We start from the raw sequence: 9,409 nt of genomic DNA on the forward strand, positions 1-9,409 counted from the left end.
CCCGGGAACCGGCACCCCATCCCCACGATCGCGATCGGCTCATGCCTGGCCGACTCTGTCCGGCGGATCTGCTCGCGGGCCTCGTGCAGGTCGGACATGGCGCGGCGGAGGTAGGCGCGGAGCTTTTCTTCATTGGTGGCAGGCGTTTCGGAAGACATGGTGCTGTTCTCCAGGGGTGTGGGGCGGGCGGCGGGGGCGGGAGAGCAGTGGCGGCAAGCGGGCTCTGGGCTACTTCGATCGGAAGTCGCTGTCGAAGAGGTCGAAGAGCTCGTCGTCGGTGCTGGCGGCGAGGCGTTCGCCGACCGACAGCTCATCGGGGTCCTGCCCGTCGTGACTGTTCGAGCCGTCGACCGGGCGGGCGCCGGCCACCGGCGGGGCGAGCGTGCCGAGCAGCTCCTGAAGGCGTTCGGCGACGTGGGCGCGGCCGTTGTCGTCGGTGACAGCGGTGGCCAGTCCGTCCCGGATCCGGTCGAGTGCCTCCAGAACCGCCGGGACGTCCGCGGGAAGTTCCTGGCCGCCCTTCGGCAGTTCCTGTTCCAGGTGCTCGACGAGCGCCGCGGGCGTCGGATGGTCGAAGACCAGAGTGGCGGGGAGCCTTGTCCCGGTGACGGCGGTGAGCCGGTTGCGGAGTTCGACGGCGGTGAGGGAGTCGAATCCGGCTTCCTTGAAGGAGAACTGGAGCTGGACGCGTTGGGCGTCCGCGTGCCCGAGCACCGAGGCGATCTCGGTGCGCACGAGCTCCCTGATGACGGCGAGCCGCTCGCCGCGCGGCTTCCTGGCGAGTTGTTCGGCCAGTGTGCCGGATGCCGCGGCCGTGGTCGGGGGCTCCTGGCCCGCCGCGGGGTCCGGCGTGCCCGCACCGGACGAGGGGCCGGCACCGGCGGGCGGGGGCACCAGGGCGTGCAGCACTTCGGGTACCACGCCTGCGTGTACGGTGCCGCGGGCCGAACGAGCACGCAGGCCGTTCAGGTCGAGGCGGATCGGCAGCAACACGGCCTCGGTCCTGGAAGGGCCGCAGGCCTCGTCGAACAGTTCCAGTGCCTCGGCGGGGTCGAGGGGCAGGATGCCGGAACGGCGCAGCCGTGCGAGGTCGGCGGCGGCCAGGCTCGCTCCCATGCCGTCGGCCCCTGCGCCACCGCCGTCGCCGCCGTCGCCCCACAGGCCCCAGGCCAGGGATACGGCGGGCAGGCCCTGTGCTCGCCGCCAGGCGGCGAACGAGTCGAGGAAGCTGTTGGCGGCCGCGTAGCCGGACTGGCCGGGACTGCCGAGGGTTCCCGCGGCCGACGAGAAGAGGACGAAGGCGGACAGGTCCAGTTCCCGGGTCAGTTCGTGCAGGTGTGTGACCGCGTCCGCCTTGGCCCGCAGGACTGCCGAGACCCGTTGGAAGGTCTGCGCCGTGACGATGCCGTCGTCCAGCACACCGGCGGTGTGCACGACAGCGGTGAGCGGGTGCGCGGCGGGGACGGCGGCCAGGACGCTTTCGAGCGCCGAGCGGTCGGCGGCGTCGCAGCGGACGATGTTCACGACGGCGCCCGACTCGGTGAGTTCGGCGGCCAGCCCGGCCGCGCCCGGGGCGTCCGCTCCGCGCCGGCCGGTGAGTATCAGATGCCGGACGCCGTGCTTGGTCACGAGGTGCCGGGCCACGGCCTTGCCGAGCGTTCCGGTTCCGCCCGTGACGAGCACGGTGCCGTCCGCGCGCCAGGGGCCGGAAAGGTTCCCTGACGGGGCGGGCCTCAGGGCCGCCCCCCGCGGCTCGGTGGCGTCGCCGAGGCGACCGGCAGCAGCGCCCTGCCCGTTCGCTCCGTGGGTGAGTCGGGGTACAAGGATCTCGTCGCCGCGCAAGGCGAGTTGGGACGCCCTCGAGGTGACGGCCCGCGACAGGGAGCGGTAGGAGGCAGCCGGGTCGGACGGGTCCGCGTCGACCAGTACGAAGCGGCCAGGATGCTCGGACTGTGCGCTGCGCAGCAGTCCCCAGGCGACGGCCGCGGCCGGGCGGACCGCGCTGGTGCCGGCCGCCACCGCCCCGTGCGTCAGCACGACCAGTCGTGCGTCCGTGAAGCGGGCGTGGGCCAGCCAGCCCTGCACCACGGCCAGTGCACGCTCGGCCAGGTCGTGGGCGCCTGCGGCAAGATCGTCCCCGCTGTGGCCGAGCTCCACCAGGACGTGGTCGGGCAGGGGCGTGTCGGAGGCCGCGAGCGCGGCCAGATCGTCGTAGGTCCGTACGGGTGCCTGTGCTCCGTCGCGTACGCCCTCAAGGAGGGCCTGGCCGGGATCGCCGAGGACGCCCCACTCCGCCGGCCTGGGACCGGAGTGTCCGGTGACCGGAGCGGAGGCCGAGATCCACTCCAGTCCGTACAGCGGTGTGCTCCCCGCCTGCGGACTCTGGAACTGGTTCGCTGGGAGAGGGCGCAGCGTGAGTGAGCGGGCGGCGAGGACCGGGCGTCCCGCCGGGTCGGCCGCCGCGACGGTCACGGCGTCGGGTCCCGCCGGGGCGATCCGTACGCGCAGGGAGTCGGTGCCGCGGACGTGGATCCGGACGTCGCTCCACGAGAACGGCAGCAGGCCGCGGGCCTCGGTGAACTGCTCGCCGAACCCGGTGGCGTGCGCCAGAGCGTCCAGCAGGGCCGGGTGCACGCCGTACCGCGAGGCGTCGGCGGCCGCCTGGCCGGGGAGCCGGACCTCGGCGAAGAGCTCTTCGCCGCGCCGCCAGACGGCGTGCAGTCCCCGGAACACGGGGCCGTACGTCACGCCCGCGTCCGCGAGACGCCGGTACTCGGCCGCGACGGCGTCCGTGTCGAGGGCCACGGGCGTCGCGTCGGCCGGGGGCCAGACGCCGAGCAGTTCCGCCGGCACGTCGGCACCATCATCAGCCTCGTCGGTAGCGGGGGCGAGGGTGCCGGACGCGTGCCGGATCCAGTCGGCGGGGGTGTCGGCCGCCCGAGCGGCGTCGGCGGGCCGGGAGTCGATGCGTATCGTACGGATGCCTTCCGCGTCGGGGCCGCTCAGCGTCACGCGCAGCCGGACCCCCTCTCCGCTCTCGGGCAGGACGAGGGGCGTGGCGAAGGTCAGCTCGGCGACCCGGGGGCAGCCCTCTTCGGTGCCCGCCCATGCGGCGATGTCCAGGAGGGCCGCTCCGGGTACCACGGTGCGGTCCTGGACGCGGTGGTCGGCGAGCCACGGGTGGCTGCGGACGGAGAGCAGCCCGGTCCGTACGGTGCCTTCCCCGTCGGGCAGGTCGATGGCGGCCGGGAGCAGGGGCTGGTCCGCAGGCTCCAGACCGGTGGTGGTGAGGCCGGCGGGGGCTGGGACGTCCAGCCAGTAACGCGTGCGCTGGAAGGCGTAGGTGGGGAGGTCGACGGCGGATCCGTCGCCGTCACCGTGCACGGCCGCGAGGTCGACGGGAACGCCGTGGGTGTGGATGGTGGCCAGGGCCCCGAGGCAGGTGGTCGTCTCGTCGCGGTCCCGGCGCAGCAGCGGCACCATCAGCACGGGACGCTCCTGCCCGTCGGCGGGCGAACCGGCCGTGTCACGTTCCGTCGAGACGTCCTGGTGCGGGGCGTCCAGTTCCTCTTCGCTCAGGCAGTCGCGCCCCAGGGCGGAGAGCACGCCGTCCGGTCCCAGTTCGACGAAAGTGTCGATTCCCTGGTCGCGCAGGGTGCGGAAGCCGTCGCTGAAGCGCACGGCCTCGCGCGCGTGGCGCACCCAGTACTCCGGGGTGCACAGGAGCGCGGCCGACGCGACCTCGCCGGTCAGGTTGGAGACCACCGGGATGCGCGGCTCGGCGTAGGAGATGTCGCGCGCGATCCGGGCGAACGGTTCCAGTACGGCGTCCATGTGCGGCGAGTGGAAGGCGCGGCTTACGGGCAGCGCCTTGGTGCGGCGGCCCCGCTCCCGCCACAGTGCGGCGAGCTCGGCGACCGCGTCCTCGTCGCCCGAGATCACGGTGGCGTCGGGCCCGTTGAGTGCGGCGACGGCGACGCGCGCCGGCCCACGGGCCGTGAGCGCCGTGATCGTCTCCTCGATCTCCGCGCCGCCGGCCTGGATCGCCGCCATGGCGCCACCGGTCGGCAGCTCGCCCATCAGCCGGCCCCGCACCGTCACCAGGCGGGCGGCGTCGGGCAGGGTGAACACTCCGGCGGCGTGGGCGGCGGCCAGCTCGCCGACCGAGTGTCCCAGGAGTGCGTCGGGGCGCAGGCCCCAGGCACTCACCAGCTCGAAGAGGGCGACTTCCAGGGCGAACAGCGCGGGCTGGGTGTACTCGGTGCGGTCGAGGAGACTGGCCGTCGCGCTGCCCGGTTCCGCGAACATCACCTCGCGCAGCGGGCGGTCCAGGTGCCGGTCGAGTGCCGCGGCCGTCTCGTCCAGGGCACGGGCGAAGACCTCGTATCGCTCGTAGAGCCGGCGGCCGGCGCCCGGCCGCTGGCTGCCCTGCCCGGTGAAGAGCAGTGCGGTACGGCGTCCGCGTGCGGCCCGGCCGGTGATCACTCCGGGTCCGTGCGCCGCGCCGGACGCCAGCTCCCTGAGGCCGCTCAGGAGTGCGGTGGTGTCCTGTCCGAGGACGACGGCCCGGTGCTCGAACGGTGTACGGGAGCGGGCCAGCGTCCGCCCGACCGCGGCGGGTGACACGTGGGGGCGGGCGGCGAGATGGTCGTGGAGTCTCCGGGCCTGGCCTCGCAGCGCCGCCTCGGTCCGGCCCGAGAGCGGCCAGGCGCCGCCGCCGGTGGACGGTTCGCGCTCCGCCGCCGCCGTGTCGTCGCCGTCCGGGACGCCCTCCAGGATCAGGTGTGCGTTGGTGCCACTGGCGCCGAAGGAGGACACGCCGGCGCGGCGCGGGGCGTCCCCCTGGCCGGGCCAGTCCTGTGCTTGCGTGAGCAGTTCCATCGCGCCCGCCGTCCAGTCCACCCGGCTGGAGGGACGGGTGACGTGCAGGGTGCGGGGTAACCGTCCGTGGCGCATCGCCAGCACCGTCTTGATGATTCCGGCCACGCCGGCAGCGGCCTGGGTGTGGCCGATGTTGGATTTCAGCGAGCCGAGCCACAGCGGCCGTTCGGGGCTGCGGCTCGTGCCGTACGTGTGCAGCAGGGCCTGTGCCTCGATGGGGTCGCCGAGCCGGGTTCCGGTGCCGTGTGCCTCCACCGCGTCGATCTGGTCGGGGCCCAGGTCCGCGTTGGCGAGCGCCTCGCGGATCACCCGCTGCTGGGCGAGGCCGTTGGGGGCCGTCAGGCCGTTGCTGGCACCGTCCTGGTTGACGGCGGAGCCGCGGATGACCGCCAGTACGGTGTGGCCCTTGTCCACCGCGTCCGACAGACGCATCAGGAGCAGCATTCCGGCGCCCTCGGCGAAGCTGGTGCCGTCGGCCGCGTCGGAGAACGCCTTGCAGCGCCCGTCGGAGGCCAGGCCGCCCAGTCGCGCGAAGTCGATGAACAGGTCGGGGGTGGACAGGACGGTCGCGCCGCCCGCGAGCGCCATGTCGCATTCCCGCTGCCGCAGCGCCTGCGCCGCCAGGTGCACGGCGACCAGTGACGAGGAGCAGGCCGTGTCGACGGTGACGGCGGGACCCTCCAGCCCGAGGGTGTAGGCCACCCGGCCCGAGGCGATGCTGCCCGCGCTCCCGTTGACCAGGTAGCCCTCCAGACCCGGCGGGATCTCCCTCAGCCTGGCGCCGTAGTCGTGATACATGACACCCGCGTACACCCCGGTGCGCGAGCCGCGGGCGGAGCCCGGGTCGATGCCGGCCCGCTCGAACACCTCCCAGGCCGTCTCCAGCAGGAGCCGCTGCTGCGGGTCCATGGCCACGGCCTCGCGCGGGCTGATGCCGAAGAACTCCGCGTCGAAGTCGGCGCTGTCATGGAGGAAACCGCCCTCCCGGGAGTGGACGGCTCCCGACTCCGGGTGGTGGAGCGCGTCCAGGTCCCAGCCCCGGTCGTCGGGGAACGGCGAGACGGCATCGGTGCCGGAGTCGACCAGTTCCCACAGGCTCTCGGGGGTGGTCACCCCGCCGGGCAGTCGGCAGCTCATCCCCACGATGGCGATGGGCTCACGGGCGTTGTCCTCCAGAGCGTTCAGCCGCTGGCGCGTGCTGTGCAGCTCGGCGACAACCCGCTTCAGGTAGTCACGGATCTTGTCGTCGTTGGCCGTCATCGACCGGACCCTCCTGGCTACGTGCTCGTGTCGGTGCAAGCGCGCCTGCTGCGGCGCGCTTCGGTGCGGGTGCGGGACGCGCACGTCGTGCCGCTCACAACTGGTCTTCGATAAACGCGAACAGGTCCTCGTCGGAGGCGGAGTCCAGCCGCCCCAGCAGGTCGGGGCCGGCCTGCGCGCCGCGGCTTCCCGTGCCGACGGCCGTTCGTGTGCTGCGGTCGCCGTCCCGGGGGGCGTCGCCGACCACCGCCAGCAGTTCCGTGAGACGTCGGCGGACGGCGTCACGCCGCGTGTCGTCGTCCGCCATCCCCCGGACCGCCCGGTCCAGGGCGTCGATGCCCGACAGCGCCGCAGCGCCCGCGTCGTCCCGGCCCTCCGCCGCGAGGAGCTCAGCCAGGTGGCCCGCGAGCGCATCGAGGTTGGGGTGGTCGAAGACCAGCGCCGACGGCAGCCGCAGTCCGGTGACGGCACCGAGCCGGTTGCGCAGCTCGACGGCGGTCAGCGAGTCCAGACCGATCTCGCGGAAGGAGCGGACGGGGTCGACCGCGGTCGTGTCGGTGAAGCCCAGCACGTCGGCCAGCTGCGCCTGGGCCACTGCCAGGATTTCGTCCCGCCTTCCCGCCGCGTCCAGCCCGGCCAGTCGGTCCCGCAAGGCCTGTGCCCGGCTCAGTGGGTCCGTGACCGCGGACGCCGCGCGATCGCCACGGCCCGTTCGCGCCGCGCCACGCCGTACGGCGGGCGCCGCCAGCGTACGCAGCAGCAGGGGCACCGAAGCGGCCCCGTGTGCGGCGGCCTGCCGGCGCAGCGCCGCCGTGTCCAGCCGCATCACGCAGATCTGCGGCGCATCCCCGCCGGCGACGGCACCAAGTGCCCGGTCCAACAGTTCGAGACCCTGCTCGTTCGTGAGCGGCGCGATGCCGGACCGCTCCATGCGCCGCAGATCCACCTCGCCGAGGTGGCCGGTGAACGTGCTGGCGGCGCTCCACAGTCCCCATGCCAGGGACACCGCGGGTAGCCCCTGCGCATGCCGGTGCTGGGCCAGGCCGTCCAGGAACGCGTTGGCCGCCGCGTAGTTGGCCTGTCCGGCCCCGCCCAGCAGGGAGACCGCCCCGGAGTACAGGACGAACGCCTTCAGCGGCATTCCCGCGGTCAGCTCGTGCAAGTTCAGTGCGGCGTCCGCCTTGGGGCGCAGCACGCGGTCCAGCCGTTCGGGGGTCAGCGCCTCGACGACGCCGTCGTCGAGGACACCGGCCGTGTGGATCACCGCGGTCAGCGGGTGTGCGGCGGGGACGGTGGCGAGGGCCTCCTTGAGCGCCGCCCGGTCCGCCGCATCACAGGAAAGGAGTTGGAACTCGGCTCCGAGAGAGGTGAGTTCATGCTCAAGTTCGGCGGCCCCGTCGGCGTCGCGCCCGCTGCGGCTGAGCAGCAGCAGATGCCGAACGCCGTGTGCGGTGACCAGGTGCCGGGCCAACAGGCTGCCGAGGGTGCCCGTGGCGCCGGTGACCAGCACGGTGCCCTCGGGATCGAACCCCGTGCCCGTCACGCTGGCTTCGTCTCCCGGAGTCGGCAGGACCGCCAACCCGGGGGTGCGTATCTCTCCCGTACGAACGGCCAGTTGAGGGATTCCGCTGTCGAGCGCGGCGGGCAGCGCCTGGTACGAGGTGTCCTGCCCGTCGTGTTCGACAAGGACGAAGCGGTCGGGGTGCTCGGTCTGCACCGAACGCATCAGCCCCCACAGCGCCGATCCGGCCAGGTCCACCTGGCGCGCATCTGCCTCGGTGGCGACGGCGTGCTCGGTGAGCACCACGAGGCGTGCGGCGGCGAAACGCTCGTCGGACAGCCAGCCCTGTACGAGGGCGAGCCCCCGCCGAGCCGTGTCCCGTACCCCGTCGGCCAGAGCCGTCCCATGCGGTGCGGCGGTGCCGGGCCGGGCCCCGAAGTCGGCGAGGACGATGTCGGGGCGGTCCGCTCCGGAGTCCAGCGCCGTACGCAGTGCGTCCAGGTCGGGGAAGACGCCGACACACCCCGTCCCGGGGTCCGCCGTCGCGTACCGTGCGGCCGCACCGCCCTCCCCGACAACCGCCCACCGGCGCGTGGCACCGGACGGGGAGGGGGCGAAGAGCCCTGTGGCCGGCGGCGCCACACTCACGATCGGGCTCCACTGCCAGTCCACGCGGTACAGCGGCGGGGACGTCGTGCCACCGACCAGTTCCACCAGCCGGTCCTGGGCGAGTGGACGCAGCACCAGCGCGTCCAGCGACAGCACCGGGGCACCGGCGAGGTCGACGGCCTCGAGCGATACGGCCTCTTCCCCGGCCGGACCCAGGCGGACCCGCAGCGCGTTGGCACCGGTCCCATGCAGCGTGATGCCCCGCCAGGCGAACGGCAGCAGCACAGATCCGTCGTCGGCCCGCGGCACGAAGTCACCCAGCAGCCAGGGTTGCAGAGCCGCGTCGAGGAGGCCGGGGTGCACCCCGAACCGCTCGGCGTCCAGCGTCGCGCCCGCGGGCAGGCGGACCTCGGCGAACACCTCGCCCTCGCGGAGCCAGACGTCCTCGACCCCGGCGAACACCTCGCCGTACTCGTATCCCAGCGCGGAGAACCTGTCGTACAGCTCCGCCGCCTCCGCGCGCACGGAACCGCTCGGCGGCCAGGCCGCGCGGCTCCACTGCGGCCGGCCCGCGTCAGGAGCAGCGGAGGGGGCCAGTACGCCGACGGCGTGTCGGGTCCACTGGCTGGTGTCCCCGTCTTCCGCCTCCGGCCGCGCGAACACGCTCACGCGGCGCCGGTCGGAGGAGTCGGGCTCGTCGACCACCACTTGGAGCCGGATGCCGCCGTGCACCGGCAGTGGGGCCTCGATGTTCAGCTCCTCCACGCCCGCGCAGCCCACGACCGCGGCGGCGTGCAGTGCCATGTCGACAAAAGCTGTCCCGGGCAGCAGGGCGGTCCCGGCCACGGTGTGGTCGGCGATCCAGGAGTGAGAGGCCGGGGAGATCCGCCCGACGAGCAGCAGCTCACCGGACTCCGCGAGCGGCAGCGCACCGCCGAGGAGCGGGTGCTCCTCCCAGGTCATACCGAAGCGGGCCGCAGCGGAACTGCCGGTGCCGGCGGGCGAGGCCGGTGCCCAGTAGTGCTGGCGTTGGAAGGGGTAGGTGGGCAGGTCGATGACGCGGGCATCGGTACCGTCGAAGAGTGCCGGCCAGGTCACATCGACGCCCTGGACGAACGCCTCCGCCACCGAGGTCAGGAAACGCCGCAGGCCGCCCTC

At 73.7% G+C, this 9,409-nt stretch carries 2 protein-coding genes and 1 pseudogene; all 3 read right to left on the reverse strand.

What is annotated here, in order from left to right; all coding sequences use genetic code 11:
- The coding region (locus GTY56_RS41580; RefSeq protein WP_524540108.1) for a polyketide synthase docking domain-containing protein at positions 1-314 on the reverse strand (314 nt) is incomplete at its 3' end.
- Positions 229-6,099, reverse strand: a pseudogene (locus GTY56_RS16145) (type I polyketide synthase); the annotation flags it as partial. The pseudogene GTY56_RS16145 and the gene GTY56_RS41580, both read right to left, overlap by 86 nt.
- Before the next feature lie 136 nt (positions 6,100-6,235).
- The coding region (locus GTY56_RS16150; RefSeq protein ID WP_161366081.1) for a type I polyketide synthase at positions 6,236-9,409 on the reverse strand (3,174 nt) is incomplete at its 5' end.

The sequence above is a fragment of the Streptomyces sp. SID5643 genome (assembly GCF_009872555.1).
In the GTDB taxonomy this organism is placed as follows: Bacteria; Actinomycetota; Actinomycetes; order Streptomycetales; family Streptomycetaceae; genus Streptomyces; species Streptomyces iakyrus.